Raw genomic sequence first — 18,166 nt, 5'->3', positions numbered from 1 at the left:
ATAAAGAGATGTAAGAAGTTCTTACATCTCTTTTTGCATGCAATAGGAAATTGCGTTTCAGTGCATACAAAACGCTCTGCTAAGGAAGTACACTTGGCAAAGTTGTGCAATAAAATGAAAAAGGATAAAAATAGAACAGAACGTATGTCGAAATACGGGGCAGCCATCATAAAGGAGTGTGATGGATATGTCTAGAATAGATGTAAGTCATTTGACATTTTATTACGAAGGAAGTTATGAAAATATTTTTGAGGATGTGTCTTTTCAGATTGACACAGATTGGAAGTTAGGATTTATCGGAAGAAATGGAAGAGGAAAAACCACATTTTTGAACTTGCTTTTGGAAAAATATGAATATCGGGGAACTATTTCCAAAAGTGTAGCGTTTGATTATTTTCCGTACGAAGTAAAAGATAAAACGAAACAGACCATAGAGGTGGTAGAAGAAATATATCCCCAATATGAGTTCTGGGAACTGTGCAGAGAATGGTCGTATTTGCAAGGAAGTGAAGATGTGTGGTTTCGTCCTTTTGATACCTTAAGTTATGGAGAACAGACAAAGGTATTGTTAGCGGTATTATTTTTAAAGGAAAATCATTTTCTGCTAATTGATGAACCCACCAACCATTTGGATATGGAAGCCAGAGCGATTGTCTGCGCTTATTTAAAACGGAAAAAAGGATTTATTTTAGTATCCCATGACCGGACGTTTTTAGATGGGTGTATTGACCATGTGCTGTCCATCAATAAAAATAATATTGAAATTGTGGCTGGTAATTTTTCAAGTTGGTGGGAAAATAAAGAACGTCAGGATGCCTTTGAATTGGCAGAAAACGAAAGATTAAAGAAAGACATTCGAAGACTCACCGTAGCGGCAAGACAGGCAGAAAATTGGGCAGATGAAGTGGAGTCCACCAAAATAGGAAAGAAGTCATTGAAGTATGAAAAATCCATTGATACCAGAGCGTATGTGGGTGAAAAGTCCAGACGAATGCAAAGACGCAGAAAAAACATGGAACACCGAAGAGAAAAGGAGCTGGAAGAAAAATCAAAACTGTTAAAAAATGTGGAAACCAGGGAAAATATTCGACTGGTACAAGAAAAGCATCATAAGGATTTGCTGATAGAAGCAAAGAATCTTGCCTTATATTATGGGGAAGAAGAAGTGCAGTCAAAGATATCTTTTCAGTTGCGACAGGGAGAGTGTCTGGTATTAGAAGGAAAAAATGGATGTGGAAAGTCTACTGTGCTTAAGGCAATATTAGAAGCAGCCGATAAACAATTGAGAGAACAAGAAGAAATTTCCACCGGGAAAGAACCACTAAAAAGTACAGGATTGCTGGAAGTAGCAAGCGGACTTAAGATTTCCTATGTTTCACAGGATACCTCCCATTTACATGGAAAATTGCAAGACTATATTGTAGCAGAAAAGGTGGATGAAACATTATTTAAGCAATTTTTGCGAAAAATGGACTTTGCCAGAGGACACTTTGAGAAACGAATGGAAGATTTTTCGGAAGGTCAGAAGAAAAAAGTACTGCTGGCACGAAGCTTATGCGACCATGCACATGTATATATTTGGGATGAACCCCTTAATTTTATTGATATTTTTTCCAGAATACAATTAGGGGAACTGATAATGAAATATCGCCCCACAATGATTCTGGTGGAACATGATAAAACCTTTGTGGAAAAAGTAAAAACAAACATTGTGCGTTTATAAAATGAACAGCAAAATGAGTAAGTAAAGTGAGTAAGTAAAATGAATAAGCAGAATAAATAAACAGAAAAGAAAGGCGTAAATTTATGAAAGAACCAATTAAAATAGAAGATATAGAAGAAAAAGTAATTTTGGTAGGTGTTAGTTTAAATGATGGAGATGACACAGAAGATTCTTTATTAGAATTGGCAGAATTAGTTAAAACAGCAGGTGCTCAGGTAGTGGGAACTGCCATTCAAAGCAGAGAGTCCATACATCCGGGAACTTATGTGGGAACCGGAAAGTTACAGGAATTACGACAAATGATAGAGGAATTTGAAGCAACTGGAATTGTCTGCGATGATGAATTGACACCGGCGCAGATACGAAATATCGAAGATGTGTTAGATACCAAAGTTATGGATCGAACATTGATTATTTTGGATATTTTTGCGGCACGGGCATCCACCAGTGAAGGTAAGATTCAGGTAGAACTGGCACAGCTCAAATACCGACTTAGCAGATTGACAGGCTTAGGAATTTCCCTTTCACGACTGGGCGGTGGAATCGGAACCAGAGGACCGGGAGAAAAGAAACTGGAGATGGACAGACGTCTTATTAAGACCCGCATTGCTCAGTTAAATCGTGAATTGGCAGAGGTGCGAAAACACAGAGAAGTTACCAGAGGACAGAGAAGCCGTAATCAGACAAAAGTGGCGGCAATTGTAGGATATACCAATGCAGGAAAGTCTACATTACTTAATACATTAACCAATGCCCAGGTATTAGAAGAAGATAAATTATTTGCAACCCTAGACCCAACTACGCGAAGTTTGAAGTTAGACAGTGGACAGGAGATATTGCTGACAGATACCGTTGGATTTATACGAAAATTACCACATCATTTGGTAGAAGCATTTAAAAGTACGCTGGAAGAAGCGAAATATGCAGATATGATTATTCATGTGGTGGATGCCTCCAATCCGCAGAAAGATAAACAGATGCATACTGTATACGAAACATTGGAAATGCTTGGTGTAAAAGATAAGAAGGTGATTACCTTATTCAATAAATTGGATAAGGTGGAAGAACCGGAGATTTTGCATGACTTTAAGGCAGATAAGACTTTGCGGATTTCTGCAAGAACCGGAGAAGGGCTGCCAAAGTTTAAAGAGACCTTAGAGGAAATCCTAAGAGAAGATAAAAAGCTTTTGGAAGGAACTTTTCCCTATAGTGAGGGTGGGCAGCTTACCATTATTCGTAAGTATGGCGAGCTTTTGGAAGAAGAATACCGTGATGATGGCATTTATGTAAAAGCATTTGTACCGGTAGAATTATATCGGAATTTGGAAAACAGTATGAAATAGAAGGAAAGTCTGCTATAATAAAAATATTAGTGATATGTGAGCGGTGGCAAGGAAAAGAGGTGGGAAAACATGAGTTATGGAAAGTTGGCAGAAGGCTGGGAAAGTGAACAGTCTGCCTTGATGTATTCTGTGGGAGGGCTGATTTTAAGCAATGCAGGTAAGATTGCAGCAGATTACTGGTTATCGGAAATTTACGATGATGAGATTGTGCAGGCGCATTGCAATAAGGAGATTTATATTCATGACCTGTCTAGGCTGACCGGTTATTGTACCGGATGGTCTTTAAGAAAACTGGTGCAGGAGGGAATTGTGGGAGACAACCCCAAGAATACGTTTGCTCCTACAAGACATTTACCGGCACTTTTCAGCCAGATAATCAGGTTTTTGAAAATTATGCAGAATGAATGGTCAGGCCCTCAGGCTCTGTTTTCCTTTGATACCTATCTTGCCCCTTTTGTAAAAAAGGACGAACTAACCTATACACAGGTGAAAACCTGCATAGAATCCTTTATCCGTGAAGCAAATCGAATGAAAGGCTGGGGAACGCAGTTGTCATTTTCCAATATAATTTTGGATTGGGCAGTACCGGAGGATTTCGCACAGCTTCCTGCCATGGTAGGGGGCAAGGAACTGGACTTCACCTATCAGGAATGTAAACCAGAAATGGATATGATAAATCGCGCTTTCTTAGAGATAATGATGGAAGAGCAGGTGCAGGATATTCAAGAGGACATGGAGTTTGGTGACGTGCAGCCCATGTGTGCCAGACTGCGCATTAACTTACGGCAGGTAAGAGAAAAGTCGAAAGAAAGTTTTGGTACGGATGAAAATACAGGTTCCATAGGCATTGTGAATATCAATATACCTAAAATGGCATATGTTTCTCAAGACGAGGAAGAGTTCTATTATCGGCTGGATGAAATGATGGATATAGCGGCACGGGCATTAAAAATCAAGCGTGATGTGATTACAAGGTTATTAGAAGAAGGGTTATATCCATATACCAAACGATATCTTGGAGATTTTCAACAACACTTTTCTACCATTGGTGCTATAGGGCTTCGAGAAGCTCAGAAAAACGCAAAATGGTTAAATGCTGATTTTATTACCGGGGAAACACAGGAATTTACCAAAGAAGTATTAAACCATATGGAAGAACGAGTGCGGGATTATGAGAAATTATACGGAAGTTTGTATAATTTAGAAGTAATGCCGATAGATTTAAATATGATATGATTGCAAGAGAAGAAAGAGGAGCAAAACAGCGTGGTACAAATAGAGAATTTATGGAAAAAATTTGACGATTGCAGTGCTTTGAACGGAACGAATATGCATGTGCCCAAGGGTTCTATCTATGGTCTGGTAGGGCCAAACGGGGCAGGAAAATCTACACTGATACGCCATATTACAGGAGTATATCGACCGGATGCGGGAACAGTTTGTGTGGCAGGAGAACCTGTATATGAAAATAATACGGTAAAGAGTAAAATGGCATATATTCCGGATGAATTGTTTTATTTTATGCAGGCAGACACCTTGGAAATGAAGCGGTTCTATGCGGGAATTTATCCAAATTTTAATGAAAAGTTGTTTGAACGGTTAAGAGAGTTTTTTCCCAATATTGATGTAAAGCGACATATTCGAAAATTGTCAAAAGGAATGCAAAAACAAGTGGCATTGTGGTTAGCCTTGTGTGCCGGTCCGGAATTACTGGTATTGGATGAACCGGTAGATGGACTGGACCCGGTAATGCGCAGACAAATGTGGAGTTTGATTTTGAGTGAAGTAGTAGCAAAAGAAATGACGGTTCTCATTTCATCCCACAATTTGCGTGAATTAGAAGATGTCTGTAACTATGTGGGAATCATGAATCAGGGACAGGTGATTCTGGAACATTCCTTATGTGAATTGCAGGGAAATGTATCAAAGGTTCAGGTAGCGTTTGAGCAGGGAATGCCGGTGTTACCGGAGAATTTTGAAGTTATGCATATGAGTAATACCGGAAGGGTATATACTTTAATTGTGAAGGGAAATCCGGAGCAGGCAAAAGTAGAATTAGAAAAAATGAAACCATTATTTATAGATGTACTCCCATTAACATTGGAGGAAATTTTTATATATGAAATGGGAGGAGCAGATTATGCGGTCAAAGATATCCTTTTTTAATCGGACAATATTTCGGAAAAATATAACGCATTTTTGGCCTATTTGGGTGTTGTACAGTATACTTTGTATTTGGAGTATGCCTATTTATTCCTATTTTAATTTAAGAAATTATAATGGGGCAGGATTAACGGCTACGGAACAAAGTTATATGAAGGTAATCAATGCCTTAGAAGGATTTGATTTGTCCATGAATGCATGGGTGATTTTCATTTTTTCCATTTCCAGTGCGGTTGCTGTATTTTCCTACTTGTATACAAGCAGAAGCGTAAATATGATTCATGCATTACCTGTGCGTAGGGAAGAGTTATTTGTGACAAACTATTTATCCGGTATTTTGTTTATGTTGGTTCCCCAGTTAGTTTCTTTCCTGATTACTGTATTTATTTGGTTTGGAAACGGAATTAATCATTTGGAGTACTTGTTGCAGTGGCTTGGAATTGTAACAGGAGAGACATTTTTTGCATATAGTCTGGGCGTTTTTTGCGTTATGCTCACAGGAAATATAGTGGCAGCACCGGCGTATTTTGTATTGATCAATTATATGTACAAGGGAATCTGGAGCATTTGGAATATGGTGCGACAGGCATTGATTTATGGATTTGCCGGAAATAATGAGGTCTATGGTTTAGGCTTGGTTCCATTTGAATATTTTAGAGAAAAAGTGGGAGTAGTCTATCCGGAAGGTGCAGGACTGAAGTTGCCAACCATAGAGGGAATGTCCTGTTTAAAATGGTATGTTTTGGCAGGAGTAATATTTGCAGTAGTAGCCCTTATCATTTATCGAAAAAGACAGCTGGAATGTGCAGGAGATATGATAGTGATTTCTTGGATAAAACCGGTGGTAAGATGGTTTGGAGCGATTCTGTGCGCAGGATTGACAGGAGAGCTTGTGCAGACAACATTTTTTACCGAAAAGGTGTTAATGGGAAAGGCATTTCCGGTATTACTGGGGTGTTGGATTGGAGTAGGAGTACTGTCATTCTTTGGAATCGAAATGATTATTGAAAAGCAGTTTAAGATTTTTAATAAGGGATTGGTGGCACAAAGCGGAATACTTGTAGTGTTAATGATTTTATTCCTGGGAAGTTTAGAAACGGATGTATTTCAGTTGGAAAAACAGTTGCCAAAAGCAGAAGATGTGGCAGAAGTGTATGTACAGGGAAGCTACCAGCGTTATATCACAGAACCGGAAAAGATAAAAGAAAATATTAAATTGCAAAAAAACATAATAGCATCGAAGGATGAATATCAGCAGTATTTTAGAAAATACTATGGAAAAAATGAATGCAACTATCTGATGGTAGATATGACGTATATTACGAAAAAAGGGAAAAAGCAGACCTGGAGTTATAATCTGCCAATAGACGATTACTATGTAAAGGAAAAAGGCTCTGCGGTAAAGGAATTGCAGGAACAGGAAGCAAATTATGAGGATTATATGACATACTATTTTACCGAGCAGTATGGAAATATAGAACTTCAAAGCGGTAGTTGTTTTGATTGGGTAGATGATGAATGTAACTTTCAAAGTATAGATATTTCTACAGAGGATGCACAAGAACTGTTAGAGGCTTTCAAACAGGATGTAGCGTCAGGTGCATATTGCATTTATCCATATGGAGAAAAAGAACGTGTAAAAAATACTTATGTAAATACGCTGACAATTTGTTATACGCCACCTAAGGGAGCACATCTTTTGCAGTACGGAATGGATGCAACTACAACCTGGGATATTGCAGACGGAAGGACAGTGGAATATACCGGAATTATTTTAACAAAGGCATGTAAGAACACCATTGCACAGTTAGAAAAAATGGGATATGTGAATGAAAAACATAAGTTGATGACAGAGGAAGTGTTTGAATCGATTTTTGATTCAGAAGATATTTATTAGGAAACGATAAGAAACGCAGGATTTTCATTGCTACTGGCGTCATTGCTATTTGCGTAAATAAAGAACGAGCGATAACAGTTTTGTTATCGCTCATTTTGTGTATTGTTCATTGGTTTATCGTTCATCACCCATAAAGAATAATGTTACAGTACCTACACCCGTGTGTGCGCCGATGGTAGGTCCGATATAATTAATGAGAGACTTAGAAATTCCAAAACGTTTTTCTACTTCAGATGCAATAAACTGTGCGTCTTCTAAAGCATCACTGTGACTGATAAAGACAATATCGTTTTTATCACGATAGCTACCCATATGACTGTCCATGTAATCTAACAAAGCCTGCAAAGATTTCTTTCTACCGCGAGACTTTGCAATAGGAATTAAATGTCCTTCATCATCTACATGAAGAATCGGTTTTAGGCTTATCATAGTTCCTACAACGGCAGCTGTCTTAGAGACTCTACCACCGCGGTAAAGGTGATTCAAGTCATCAACGGTGAAAACATGTACCAGATTTAATTTATGTTCTTCTACCCATTTTGCATTATCTTCTAAGGACATGCCATTCTTTTGATTTTCCAAAGCCTTGTGTACCAAAAGTCCCTCTCCCATAGAAGCACATAAAGTATCAATGACGATTACTTTATGGGGAGCATTTTCTTCTTCTAATTCCTCAGCAGCCAGACGGCAACTATTGTAAGTACCGCTTAAGCCAGAAGAAAAAGCAAGATGCAAAATATCACAATCGTGGGTTTCCATTAGTTTTAAAAATGCATTTTTGGCAACTGTCGGGTTGACTTGCGCAGTTGTAGGTAATGCACCATCACGGATTGCCTGATAGAAATCCTTTATCGGAAGTTCATGTTCGGCATCAAAAGTTTCTCCATTCAAAATACATGGCATATATAGCAAAGGAAGCTGATGTTCCTCAATATATTCCTTTGGAAGGTCGGTAGTGTTATCGGTTGAAATGATATAGTTACTCATATTATTCCTCCTGTGTAGTATGCAGAACCTATAGGCTCATTACCCATAGTATACACGTTAAACAGAGAAATAGCAATCAAATTAAATTACCATTTTAAAAGAGCAGCACCCCAGGTAAGTCCGGCACCAAAGCCGGAAAGGAATAAAATAGAACCTTCCTTTAAAACACCTTCATGATTCAGCTCATCTAACAAAATCGGAATGCTGGCAGCTGAAGTATTTCCGCAACGATCCACATTAGAAGGAAACTTATCCATTGGAAGATGTAACTTTTTGGCAATAGAGGTTAAAATACGGTAATTTGCCTGATGAAGCAAATAATAATCCACATCCTCTAAGGTTAAATTTGCTTGTTCCAATAAAAGGTTTAAACATTCAGGAACTTTTCTGACAGCAAATTTAAACACTTCCTGTCCATTCATAAAAACATAGTCCAGATTTTTATCGGTAGAAATGTAAGGATTGTTATTACTACGAGCCTTACAGGATAATACTTCCGCATGAGTTCCGTCAGAGCCTTGCAGACAGGCAATCATACCGGATTCGTCTGCTTTTGCTATAACAGCACCGGCACCGTCACCAAAGAGTACGCAGGTAGAACGGTCTGACCAGTCTACAATTTTAGAAAGTGTTTCCACACCGATGATAAGAGCTGTCTGATATACTCCACACCGAAAATAGGCATCTACGGTGTTAAGACCAAACAAAAAGCCGGCGCAGGCAGCGTTAATGTCGAAAGAAACGGCATGGGAAGCACCAAGCTCTTTTTGCACCATGCATGCAGTACTGGGAGTAACATAGTCGCTAGAAACAGTTGCTACCAAAATAACATCAATATCTTCCGCCTGTAATCCAGAATCTGCAAGTGCTTTTTTGGCAGCCTGAATTGCCATATAAGTAGTGTTTTCCTCTAGAGAAGAAACTAAGTGACGTTGTTTGATTCCGGTACGAGTACTAATCCATTCATCATTGGTTTCTACCAGTTGTGCCATATGGTCATTTGTTGCAATTTTTTCTGGAAGATAGCTTCCAGTACCAATAATTTTTAATCTCATATGTAATTCCATCCTAAAATAGTTTGATAATCAAAATAATTATATTCATACTATAAGGTAGCAATCCGAATTTGTCAATGGAAACTTTGGAAATAAATGCTTATGGGAAATTGAATATTTTTATTTCTGATTTTATTCAGACTTGAATGGGCAAAATCGGACACACTTTTTAGCATGGCTAAATATTGCATTTGAATAAATGATATTAATTTTCCTAATTCGAAACTCGGTTTTTCCCTTCGTATAGTAGAGGCTGAATACAAAAATCTCATTTCATATGTTGAACACTTTGTGTTCTTCTTACAGTAGCATAAAAGAACGAATGGGTATGCCAGAAGAAGGAAAAACCTCAAACACCGAACTTAGGAAATGCTCACAACAGGAACATTTATTTCTAAGAATTCATATGATAAAAGAAAAAGCATGGAGGAATCATGGCACCGACAATTATGATTGATAGTGGACATGGCGGAATGGATAATGGAGCCACTTATAAGGGAAGAAAGGAAAAGGATGACAATCTGAAAATTGGATTGGCAGTAGGGGAAAGACTGGAAGATGCAGGATATAATGTATTGTATACAAGGACTACAGATGTATATGATACCCCATTTCAGAAAGCGCAGAAAGCGAACAATGCAGGAGCAGATTATTTCTTTTCCTTTCATCGAAATTCCGGTGAGGTTCCAAATACTTATAGCGGCGCACAGGCACTGGTTTATTCAGATAATACCAGAGCCGCTCAAATCGGAGAGAATATTATGGAACAGCTGGTAGCTCTCGGGTTCAAGGACTTAGGTGTGGTAGAACGTCCCGGATTGGTAGTGCTTCGAAGAACCAATATGCCGGCAGTGTTGTTAGAACTTGGATTTATTAATAATGATGCAGATAATCGTATTTTTGATGAGCAGTTTAATGAGATGGCAGATGCAATTGTGCGTGGGATTGAGGAATCCATTCCCCTTGCACCACAGGCAAGACAGTATGGCGTTCAGGTAGGATTGTTTCGGTATCGTTCCAATGCAGAGTATTTACAGGAAGAATTGGAAGAAATGGGGTATACCGTAACTGTAAGAAGAGAAGAACCATATTTTGCGGTAGTAGTAGGAAGAGAGCCAACATTAGACGCAGCAACAAATTTGCAGACGCAGTTACGTCGACAAGGATATGAAACTTTAGTAGTAAGAATCTAAAATTTTTATAAAATGCAAAAATAATATTTACATTTAGCGGGAAGTTAAGTATGATGAGAACATCTTTTTTGTATTTATCTTCACGAAATCAGTGAGAAATTCCAAAATCAGGATAAAACCAGGAATAAGAAAATCCCTCTCAACTATATACAATTACAGAAAATAGGTAAGAAAGGAAACGAGAGGAGAAAAACGTAAATGAAAATTGTATTTTGGAGTGAAAAGGAACAGGCTGGAAGTACCTTTAACATGGCAGCGATAGCCTGTGCAGCAGCAATGCTTTATCCTGTTTCCATAGCAGTATTGGCAGGAGGATATGAGGATCAGGACTTAGAAAATCAGTTTCAATTTTCAGAAAATACAAAAGACATATGGAGACAACCATGTATGGTAGCCGAAGAAAGTAATTACTATGTTGCAAGTGGGTTGGATTTACTGCTTCGTAAGAGTGAAACGGAAGAATTTACAGATGATTATATAAAGCAACAGATGAAACAGGTGGTACCAAAACGTCTATATTGTCTGCCGGCAGGAAAGAAGCAATATGGAAAATGGTGGGATAAGGAAGAAGTATTTCAAAAAATGGAACTGATTGAGCAAAAAATGGAAAACTGTTTTGATGTGGTATTTATTGATTGCGGATGTAGAAAAGATGATTTTTCTATAAAAATGTTAGAACAGGCAGATGTTTGTGTAATGAATATGCATCAGGAGGAAGAAACTATCGGGGAGTATTACCGGAAACGTATGCGATTTCAGGGAGAAGTGTTTTTCCTGGTGGGAAATTATTTTGAAGAGTCCGTGTATACCAGAGAAAATTTAGAGCGAATCTATCGGGTTGACGAAAAAAATATAGGAGCCATTCCATATAATGTGCATCTGCAAGCAGCAGGAATGAAAGGAAGGGCTTCCGGGTATGTAAAAAGCCAGCTGCAAGGTAAGTGTGGCTTAGAATTTGAGCAAGAACTTACAAGAAGTACACAGCTTATCATGCAACTGGCAGGAATAGAAACACGGAATTTCTTAGAGTGTTAAAAAATTAACAGGTTTCTGGTTCCGGATAAGATTCGCCAAAGGTTTCAACAGTAACTTTTTTTATTACCTGTGGTTCCATTGGACGATCGGAATAGTCAGTAGCTGTTTCAGCAATCTTATTTACAACATCCATACCTTCAACAATTTGTCCGAAAGCAGCATAGTCTCCGTCTAAATGAGGAGAGTTCTGATGCATGATAAAGAACTGAGAACCGGCAGAGTTTGGAGCCATAGTGCGCGCCATAGATAAAACGCCAGGAGTATGTTTTAAATCATTTGCAAATCCGTTGCTGGAAAATTCGCCCTTAATGCTGTAACCAGGACCACCCATACCAGTACCATCCGGGCAGCCACCTTGAATCATAAATCCACGAATTACGCGGTGAAAGATTAAACCGTCATAATAGCCTTTGCTTATCAGGCTGATAAAGTTATTTACGGTATTTGGTGCAACTTCTGGATATAATTCGGCTTTCATAATATCGCCATTTTCCATTTCAAATGTAACAATTGGATTTTGTGCCATAAATAGGAACCTCTTTTCTATCATTTTATATGTACCCTATTTTAGCCTAAAAATGTTAATTCGTAAAGTGCAAATACTATCGACACGAACTGCGAATATTTTTAAGAACCGGATGGTATTCTTTAGAAAAATTTATACTTCATCGATATGCCATCGATATACGAAAGGGGATTAATCATTCATGGCAGATAAAATTTTTGAAAACAACCAAGTAACAGTAACAGGAGAAATCATTTCAGACTTTCAGTACAGTCATCAAGTGTACGGAGAAGGATTCTATATGATAGAAGTATCCGTAAATCGTCTTAGTAATTATGCAGATACGATACCGGTGATGGTTTCAGAGCGACTCATTGATACACAGCAATCTTATATAGGTCAGTGTATCAGAGTAGATGGACAGTTCCGTTCTTATAACCGTCATGAGGAAAAAAAGAATCGTTTAGTATTGTCAGTCTTTGCAAGAGAGCTGGAATTTGTATCAGAAATTCCAGAAGGAGAAAGAAGTAATCAGATTTTCTTAGATGGATATATTTGTAAACCTCCAATTTATCGAAAAACACCATTAGGACGGGAAATCGCAGACTTGTTAATCGCAGTCAATCGTTCCTATGGAAAGTCTGATTACATACCATGTATCTGTTGGGGAAGAAATGCACGATTTGCGTCTACCTTTGAAGTTGGCGGGCATGTGCAGGTTTACGGAAGAATTCAGAGCAGAGAGTATGTAAAAAAGCTTTCAGAAACAGAAGCAGAGCATCGGATTGCTTATGAAATATCAGTAAGTAAAGTAGAGTATATAGAGTAAATAGATTAATATTACACCAATTTTCCTTGCGTTTATTAATAAAAGTTTGCATTTTCCAAAGGAGTGTGGTATCTTAAAAAAATCTGGATAGCTTTTTGAAATTAGAAGTTTCGAAAAAGAAAGAGGAAAAAGGCATGTATGAGGAAAAAGTTACTGTTTATTGCGGCGATGGAAAAGGAAAGACTACAGCAGCAATAGGATACGCAATACAGTGTGCAAGTCAGGGAAAGAACGTAATTATTATTCAGTTCCTGAAGGGAAAGAAAGAAGAAGAGCTGGAATTTTTAAGAAGGCTGGAGCCGGAAATAAAGTTATTCAGCTTTGCCCGTTCCGAAAAAAACTTTACAGAACTGTCCGAAGAGGAAAGACAGGAAGAAAGTATGAATATCCGAAATGGATTTAACTTTGCAAAGAAGGTTTTGGTGACAGGAGAATGTAATCTTTTGATTTTAGATGAATTTTTAGGCTTGTTGGATAATCAGATGATTTCCGAAGAAGAATTGGAAAGCCTGATGAGTGCAAGGTCTGAAGATACAGAGATTATGTTTACCGGAAGAGTCATGAGTGATGCACTTCGGAAATATGTTGGCAAAATCTATAAGATTCAAAGCGAAGAGTAGGCAAATGTATTGACTTTGCATAAGGAAAATGCTATATTACTTTTAAATGAAAATATTATACAAGATAGAGGTTGCGTGATTCATAAGTAAGTTATCGGATGTGGCAGGCACAGAAGAAGATAATGGAAAGGGAAGAACGCCGAAAGAATGATTTTCCTGTTGGAATTATTCTTGGGCATATGATGAAGAATTGTATGACTGTCATCGTGTTGAAGAGGCAGATGGGGCGCTATCGAGGATTTATGTACAAAGTGTGGAGAAGTTCCACATGTATTAAAATCTTTAAGCCGACTGTCGCGAGTCGGCTTTTTAATGTCATAGGAAATTCCTGTGATATAGGAGCACTCCGTGCAGGATGAGTTCTTTATAAAAGGAGGAAGAAAAATGGCACTTTTTAAAGGCGCCGGTGTTGCTATTATTACACCAATGAAGAGAAATTTAGAAGTAGATTTTGATAAACTGGGAGAGATTATTGAGGACCAGATTCAGAATGGTACAGACAGTATCATTATTACAGGAACAACCGGAGAAGCATCTACACTTACGGTAGAAGAACATTTAGAGGCGATTCGTGCAGCAGTATCTTTTGCAAAGAAAAGAATTCCTGTCATTGCGGGAACAGGTTCCAACTGTACAAAGACAGCAATTGAGTTATCAAAAGAAGCTCAGGATGCAGGCGCAGATGGATTGTTGGTGGTAACTCCATATTATAATAAAGCAACTCAAAAAGGATTAATTAATCATTATACCCAGATTGCAAAAAGCGTAGATTTGCCAATGATTTTATATAATGTTCCAAGCAGAACGGGATGTAAAATTGCAGCAGAAACAGCAGCAACCCTGGTAAAAGATGTAGACAATATTATTGCAATGAAAGATGCAGTTGGTGATATAGCATACAGTCTTAAAGTTATGGAACTGACTCAGGGAGATATTGATCTTTATTCCGGAGAAGACGGTCAGGTAATTCCATTACTTTCTTGTGGTGGTATTGGAGTAATTTCCGTATTATCCAATGTTGCACCAAAGTTCACACATGATATGGTAATGAACTACTTAAATGGAAATCATAAAGAGGCATTAGAAATGCAGATTAAGGCAATTCCATTAGTAGAGGCACTGTTTTGTGAGGTAAACCCAATTCCGGTAAAAGCAGCTATGAATCTGATGGGATGGAAAGTGGGACCTTTACGTTCCCCATTAACTGAAATGGAACCGGAAAATGTAAAGAGACTTGCTAAGGCAATGCAGGAGTTTGGTATCAAATTAGCATAAAAATAATTATTACAGAGCTGTTCGGAGTCCGGACAGCTCAAGTTGTACATAAGAGATTTAGGAGGAAACATCATGGTAAGAATGATAATGCACGGATGTAACGGCAAAATGGGACAAGTTATTACAGGGATTTGTAAGGAAGACGAAAATATTGAAATTGTAGCAGGAATCGATCCATATACCGGATTGAAAAATGATTATCCGGTATTTGCAAAAATCGGAGAGTGCAATGTAGAAGCAGATGTAATTGTAGATTTTGCAGCAGCACCGGCAGTAGATGATTTGTTAGCATATAGTATAGAAAAACAAATTCCGGTAGTTCTTTGTACCACAGGACTTACAGAAGAACAGTTGCAAAAGGTAGAAGAAACAAGTAAGAAAGTAGCAGTTTTAAAATCTGCAAATATGTCATTGGGAATCAATATGTTAATGGATTTACTTCAAAAGGCTGCTAAGATTTTAGCTCCGGCAGGATTTGATATGGAAATCGTAGAAAAACACCATAATCAGAAGTTGGATGCTCCAAGTGGAACAGCGCTTGCCCTTGCAGATTCCATCAATGAAGCTCTTGATAATGCATATAATTACAAGTATGACAGAAGTCAGGAAAGAAAGAAACGTGACAAGTATGAAATCGGTATTCAGGCTGTCAGAGGTGGAAATATTGTAGGAGAGCATGAAGTAATTTTTGCAGGAACAGACGAAGTGATTGAATTTAAGCATACAGCATACTCTAAGGCAGTATTTGCAAAGGGTGCTGTAGAGGCTGCAAAGTTCCTTGCAGGAAAGCCGGCGGGAAGATACGAAATGAGCGATGTGATTGCAGCTCGTTAGTGCGGAGAACAAATGAAAAGAAAAATTTTAATCGTGGATGATGATAAAGATTTATCTATGATAGTGCAGGATATGTTAGAGGACTATGGCTATGAGACAACGCTTGCACTGTCAGCAGAACAGGCATATGAAGAGATGGCAGCAAATAGCTACCATCTTATTTTGCTGGATATTAATTTGCCCCAAAGCAGTGGATTTGAAGTTTGTCAGGAATTGCGTAAGATTTCCACAATTCCCATTATTTTTGCAAGTGCTAGAACTAGTGAAGATGATAAGGTGACAGGACTTGACTTAGGGGCAGATGATTATTTGGCAAAGCCATACTCCCTGAAGGAAATGTTGTCCAGAATTAATTCCCTTATGCGACGTACCTATGGATTTCAAGAAGAAGGGAAAAACTATTATTTGGGAGAAAATAGAGAGATTTGCATTTTAACAGAAAGCAGGAGTGTGACCAGAAATGGGAACAAGGTGCAACTTTCTTTAAAAGAATTTGATCTATTAGTGTGTCTTGCAGCCCATATGAATGAAAGTATGGAAAAAGAGACCTTATTACAGGAAGTTTGGGGAACCTTTAGCGAGGTGGAATTATCTACAGTAGCAGTACATATTCGATGGTTGCGGGAAAAATTAGAAGAGAATCCATCTAATCCCAAATATATAAAGACTGTTTGGGGCATTGGTTACATGCTAGTGGGAGGTATGGCAGAATGAGAAAGAGCGTAAAGAGGAAAACAGCGTGTATTGCGGCTGTTTTTCTTGTTATATTAGCAAGTATTACCGGATTATATTTTGTGAAAATCCAGGATAGAGAAGAAAATCATTCTTATCGGGAGCAGATATTAGAACTTAATGAAATTGAGAAATTGACGGAAATAGATGGAAAAAGTCCGGCAAAAGAACAAATTTCCAATATGCAGGAAAACTTGCGACAGATGGAAGGGGAAGGACAAAAGGAAGAAGAACAGAAAATGGTTCTTCAGATATTTGGAATTTGTGCGCTTTTTATTGCCTGCGTATGTATTTATCTTTATATAGTAATGTTACGCCCATTTGAGGAATTGGAAAAGTATGCAACGGAAATTGCAAAGGGAAATCTGGAGGTAGAACTTCCTTATCACAGAACCAATCTGTTTGGTGCATTTACCTGGGCATTTGACCATATGCGCCGAGAAATTATAAAGGCTCGAGCCTGTGAGAAGGAGGCAATTGAAAATAATAAGACGGTGATAGCAACTTTATCTCATGACATAAAAACACCAATTGCGTCTATTCGTGCTTATGCAGAAGGGTTAGAAGCAAACATGGATAGGTCACCGGAGCGGAGAAATCGTTACCTGTCTGTTATTATGAAAAAGTGTGATGAAGTAACAAAACTTACCAACGATTTATTCCTTCATTCCCTATCTGATTTAGAGAAGTTACAAATTACATCAGAAGAGATAGCATTAAAACCGTTTTTAAAAGAAGTGTTAGAAGGAATGGGGCAACAGGAGAAAATCACATCGGAGACTGAAAAAATACAGATGATAGGAGAAATTTCTCAAATTAATATCTGGGCAGACCGAAAACGTCTGGGACAGGTGTTGGAGAACCTTATCACAAATGCCCGAAAATATGCACCGGGAACTCCAATACGTTTGTGGATAGAACAAGAAGAAAATCAATGCCAGATACATGTAAAAGATGGCGGAAAAGGAATTCCACCAGAGGATGTGCCATTTGTTTTTGAAAAATTTTATCGTGGAAAAAATATAGAAAATCAGCCGGGGGCAGGACTGGGACTTTATATTGTGTCCTACATTATGGAACAAATGGATGGAAAGGTAGAGTTAAAAAACGGTAGTGATGGATTAGAAGTGATTTTGTTCTTAAAGACTTCTTAATATTTATTTTGATACACTGTAACCATCAAGGTAAGATGGAGGAAGAAAATGAGTGAAATTTTATTATCCGCAAAGGATGTGTGCAAGAGCTTTGCAAATAACGGAGAACAGAATCACATATTGAATCATGTGTCATTTGATTTATATCAGGGAGACTTTACCGTAATCATGGGAGCTTCCGGTGCCGGAAAGTCCACTTTGCTATATAGTATTAGTGGAATGGACAGTATTACGGCGGGAGAAATTTTTTACAAGGGAAAGAGAATCAGCGGATGTGGGGAAAAGGAGATGTCCCGCTTTCGAACAGAGGAATTTGGCTTTGTATTCCAGCAGATTCATTTAGTCAGCAATCTGACATTAATGGAAAATGTAACAGTCCCAGGTTTTATGAATAAAAAGAAGAATGCAGGAGAAGTGAAGGAACGTGCATTGCAGTTATTAGAAAAGGTAAATGTATTGCACGCCAAGGACAGGCTTCCAGCACAGGTGTCCGGTGGAGAAGCGCAAAGGGCAGCTATTGCAAGAGCAGTCATTGCAGAACCGGGATTACTGTTTGCAGATGAACCTACCGGAGCATTAAATCGAAAGAATACAGAAGATGTATTGGATTTAATGACCGAAATGAATCGAGAAGGGCAGAGTATTTTAATGGTAACCCATGATGTGCGGGCAGCACTTCGAGCAGACCGCCTGCTATACTTAGAAGACGGAAAAATAGGAGGAGAAATGAAGTTGCCACCATATACACCGGAAGAAGCCAGAAATCGAGAGACACAGATTAATGCATGGCTTGCTTCTATGGAATGGTAGGAGGTGGCAAC

The 18,166-nt window shown here is 38.3% G+C and carries 17 protein-coding genes and 1 riboswitch; of the genes, 14 read left to right on the top strand and 3 right to left on the bottom strand.

The genetic code is table 11. The annotated features are described in order from the left end of the window. Positions 1–187: 187 nt before the first annotated feature. From abc-f to KQI83_RS07755, 5 genes are all read left to right on the top strand, one after another. Positions 188–1,723 carry a ribosomal protection-like ABC-F family protein gene (gene abc-f, locus KQI83_RS07775; RefSeq protein ID WP_216556347.1) on the top strand — a complete coding sequence of 512 codons (1,536 nt, stop codon included), beginning with the start codon at positions 188–190 and terminating at the stop codon, positions 1,721–1,723. An 83-nt stretch (positions 1,724–1,806) separates the two neighbouring features. Further along, entirely contained in the window at positions 1,807–3,066 is a 1,260-nt protein-coding gene (gene hflX / locus KQI83_RS07770) for a GTPase HflX (protein WP_216556345.1), read from the top strand. 69 nt (positions 3,067–3,135) lie between these two features. After that, positions 3,136–4,302 (top strand): anaerobic ribonucleoside-triphosphate reductase, encoded by a 1,167-nt coding sequence (gene nrdD / locus KQI83_RS07765; RefSeq protein WP_216556343.1) that lies wholly within the window; start codon positions 3,136–3,138, stop codon positions 4,300–4,302. A gap of 30 nt (positions 4,303–4,332) precedes the next feature. Beyond that, complete coding sequence (locus tag KQI83_RS07760; RefSeq protein WP_216556342.1) at positions 4,333–5,232, top strand: ABC transporter ATP-binding protein; 900 nt, start codon at positions 4,333–4,335, stop codon at positions 5,230–5,232. A 76-nt stretch (positions 5,233–5,308) separates the two neighbouring features. Beyond that, entirely contained in the window at positions 5,309–7,126 is a 1,818-nt protein-coding gene (locus tag KQI83_RS07755) for a hypothetical protein (RefSeq protein WP_216556340.1), read from the top strand. 114 nt (positions 7,127–7,240) lie between these two features. Here the strand turns inward: KQI83_RS07755 and KQI83_RS07750 are convergent, their stop codons facing one another. Both KQI83_RS07750 and KQI83_RS07745 read right to left on the bottom strand, forming a co-directional pair. After that, positions 7,241–8,113: a DegV family protein gene (locus tag KQI83_RS07750; protein WP_216556338.1), complete on the bottom strand. Its 873-nt coding sequence runs from the start codon at positions 8,111–8,113 to the stop codon at positions 7,241–7,243. Between the two features lie 86 nt (positions 8,114–8,199). Continuing rightward, complete coding sequence (locus KQI83_RS07745) at positions 8,200–9,168, bottom strand: beta-ketoacyl-ACP synthase III (RefSeq protein ID WP_216556336.1); 969 nt, start codon at positions 9,166–9,168, stop codon at positions 8,200–8,202. Positions 9,169–9,602: 434 nt separating this feature from the next. Between KQI83_RS07745 and KQI83_RS07740 the strand changes: the two genes are divergently transcribed. After that, positions 9,603–10,361 (top strand): N-acetylmuramoyl-L-alanine amidase, encoded by a 759-nt coding sequence (locus KQI83_RS07740; protein WP_216556334.1) that lies wholly within the window; start codon positions 9,603–9,605, stop codon positions 10,359–10,361. A gap of 198 nt (positions 10,362–10,559) precedes the next feature. After that, positions 10,560–11,396 (top strand): hypothetical protein, encoded by an 837-nt coding sequence (locus KQI83_RS07735; RefSeq protein WP_216556331.1) that lies wholly within the window; start codon positions 10,560–10,562, stop codon positions 11,394–11,396. A gap of 4 nt (positions 11,397–11,400) precedes the next feature. Here the strand turns inward: KQI83_RS07735 and KQI83_RS07730 are convergent, their stop codons facing one another. Beyond that, a complete protein-coding gene (locus KQI83_RS07730) occupies positions 11,401–11,922 on the bottom strand; it encodes a peptidylprolyl isomerase (protein ID WP_216556608.1) in 522 nt (173 codons plus the stop codon). A gap of 181 nt (positions 11,923–12,103) precedes the next feature. Between KQI83_RS07730 and KQI83_RS07725 the strand changes: the two genes are divergently transcribed. From KQI83_RS07725 to KQI83_RS07690, 7 genes are all read left to right on the top strand, one after another. Then, a complete protein-coding gene (locus KQI83_RS07725) occupies positions 12,104–12,730 on the top strand; it encodes a single-stranded DNA-binding protein (RefSeq protein ID WP_216556328.1) in 627 nt (208 codons plus the stop codon). 134 nt (positions 12,731–12,864) lie between these two features. After that, positions 12,865–13,350, top strand: coding sequence for a cob(I)yrinic acid a,c-diamide adenosyltransferase (locus KQI83_RS07720; RefSeq protein ID WP_216556325.1), 486 nt, complete (start codon positions 12,865–12,867; stop codon positions 13,348–13,350). A 57-nt stretch (positions 13,351–13,407) separates the two neighbouring features. After that, positions 13,408–13,590, top strand: a riboswitch (Lysine riboswitch). A 144-nt stretch (positions 13,591–13,734) separates the two neighbouring features. Beyond that, positions 13,735–14,625: a 4-hydroxy-tetrahydrodipicolinate synthase gene (gene dapA / locus KQI83_RS07710; protein WP_216556320.1), complete on the top strand. Its 891-nt coding sequence runs from the start codon at positions 13,735–13,737 to the stop codon at positions 14,623–14,625. 72 nt (positions 14,626–14,697) lie between these two features. Beyond that, positions 14,698–15,459, top strand: a complete 762-nt coding sequence (gene dapB / locus KQI83_RS07705) for a 4-hydroxy-tetrahydrodipicolinate reductase (RefSeq protein ID WP_216556318.1) — start codon at positions 14,698–14,700, stop codon at positions 15,457–15,459. Positions 15,460–15,471: 12 nt separating this feature from the next. Beyond that, positions 15,472–16,173, top strand: a complete 702-nt coding sequence (locus KQI83_RS07700; RefSeq protein WP_216556315.1) for a response regulator transcription factor — start codon at positions 15,472–15,474, stop codon at positions 16,171–16,173. Then, positions 16,170–17,345: a HAMP domain-containing sensor histidine kinase gene (locus KQI83_RS07695; RefSeq protein ID WP_216556312.1), complete on the top strand. Its 1,176-nt coding sequence runs from the start codon at positions 16,170–16,172 to the stop codon at positions 17,343–17,345. The genes KQI83_RS07700 and KQI83_RS07695 overlap by 4 nt, the downstream gene beginning before the upstream one ends. Positions 17,346–17,393: 48 nt before the next feature. Beyond that, positions 17,394–18,155: an ABC transporter ATP-binding protein gene (locus KQI83_RS07690; protein WP_216556309.1), complete on the top strand. Its 762-nt coding sequence runs from the start codon at positions 17,394–17,396 to the stop codon at positions 18,153–18,155. The last annotated feature ends 11 nt before the right edge of the window (positions 18,156–18,166 follow it).

This window comes from Roseburia sp. MSJ-14, assembly GCF_018918225.1.
Classification (GTDB): Bacteria; Bacillota; Clostridia; order Lachnospirales; family Lachnospiraceae; genus Petralouisia.
Note: the sequence above shows the minus strand (reverse complement) of the source record. Positions and strands in the feature narration are given on the sequence as shown.

Coding starts and splice junctions, on each gene's coding strand:
- dapB (WP_216556318.1), top strand. CDS start 14,698: ATGGTAAGAATGATAATGCACGGATGTAACGGCAAAATGGGACAAGTT.
- KQI83_RS07750 (WP_216556338.1), bottom strand. CDS start 8,113: ATGAGTAACTATATCATTTCAACCGATAACACTACCGACCTTCCAAAG.
- hflX (WP_216556345.1), top strand. CDS start 1,807: ATGAAAGAACCAATTAAAATAGAAGATATAGAAGAAAAAGTAATTTTG.
- KQI83_RS07695 (WP_216556312.1), top strand. CDS start 16,170: ATGAGAAAGAGCGTAAAGAGGAAAACAGCGTGTATTGCGGCTGTTTTT.
- KQI83_RS07730 (WP_216556608.1), bottom strand. CDS start 11,922: ATGGCACAAAATCCAATTGTTACATTTGAAATGGAAAATGGCGATATT.
- KQI83_RS07740 (WP_216556334.1), top strand. CDS start 9,603: ATGGCACCGACAATTATGATTGATAGTGGACATGGCGGAATGGATAAT.
- KQI83_RS07690 (WP_216556309.1), top strand. CDS start 17,394: ATGAGTGAAATTTTATTATCCGCAAAGGATGTGTGCAAGAGCTTTGCA.
- KQI83_RS07755 (WP_216556340.1), top strand. CDS start 5,309: ATGCCTATTTATTCCTATTTTAATTTAAGAAATTATAATGGGGCAGGA.
- KQI83_RS07725 (WP_216556328.1), top strand. CDS start 12,104: ATGGCAGATAAAATTTTTGAAAACAACCAAGTAACAGTAACAGGAGAA.
- nrdD (WP_216556343.1), top strand. CDS start 3,136: ATGAGTTATGGAAAGTTGGCAGAAGGCTGGGAAAGTGAACAGTCTGCC.
- KQI83_RS07745 (WP_216556336.1), bottom strand. CDS start 9,168: ATGAGATTAAAAATTATTGGTACTGGAAGCTATCTTCCAGAAAAAATT.
- KQI83_RS07720 (WP_216556325.1), top strand. CDS start 12,865: ATGTATGAGGAAAAAGTTACTGTTTATTGCGGCGATGGAAAAGGAAAG.
- abc-f (WP_216556347.1), top strand. CDS start 188: ATGTCTAGAATAGATGTAAGTCATTTGACATTTTATTACGAAGGAAGT.
- KQI83_RS07700 (WP_216556315.1), top strand. CDS start 15,472: ATGAAAAGAAAAATTTTAATCGTGGATGATGATAAAGATTTATCTATG.
- dapA (WP_216556320.1), top strand. CDS start 13,735: ATGGCACTTTTTAAAGGCGCCGGTGTTGCTATTATTACACCAATGAAG.
- KQI83_RS07735 (WP_216556331.1), top strand. CDS start 10,560: ATGAAAATTGTATTTTGGAGTGAAAAGGAACAGGCTGGAAGTACCTTT.